At 70.8% G+C, this 675-nt stretch carries 1 pseudogene; it reads left to right on the forward strand.

The features are described 5' to 3' along the window. A pseudogene (locus D7V88_RS41995) lies at window positions 1-675 on the forward strand (hypothetical protein); the annotation flags it as partial.

Genomic DNA, 675 nt, shown 5'->3' on the forward strand with positions numbered 1-675 from the left:
GCGCGGGGCTGGTGCCCATCGCGCTTACCGGGGCGTCGCGGCGGACCATCGGTCCGCTGTACGCGGTGACGCTGACGGGGGCGGGGCTGTTCTCCATGTCCATGCTGGCGAACCTGTACGGGGTGATTTCGCCGGGGGTGGGGCAGGGCAAGGTGCCGTCCACGTTGCCGCCGCTGGAGTTCGACCTGGGCTACCAGCGCGTGAGCGACGCGACGGCGGACTACCGGAACTTCTTCGCGCTGGGGGCGGTGGCGCGGCTGGAGGCGGTGCGGCTGGAAGCGTCGGCGCGGCTGGCGCCGGACGAAGGCAACACGTGGATCCGCGCGGGCGCGGCGTACCGGCTGTGGGGCGCGCCGGAGCAGGCGCTGGGGAGCGGGGATGGCACGGCGTTGGATGTGGAAGGCTTCGCGACGTACCACCGCTATCCGACGGAGGGCTTCACGGTGGGCGGCGGGGAGCTGTCGCTGCGGGGCCGCTACGCGATGTCGCGCCTGAGCCCGAGGATGGCCGGTTCGTTCGCGGAAGGCAGTGTGGGCCTGTCGTACCAGGGCTATGTCTATCCAGGCCCGGTGGTGGACGACAACCTGCATGGGCAGTTGCTCTACACGTTTGGCTATGGCGTGTGGCTGGGGCGGGGCGGGCCGTTCAAGGGCGAGGCGATGCTCTATTACGACC

Source organism: Corallococcus terminator, assembly GCF_003611635.1.
Taxonomy (GTDB): domain Bacteria; phylum Myxococcota; class Myxococcia; order Myxococcales; family Myxococcaceae; genus Corallococcus; species Corallococcus terminator.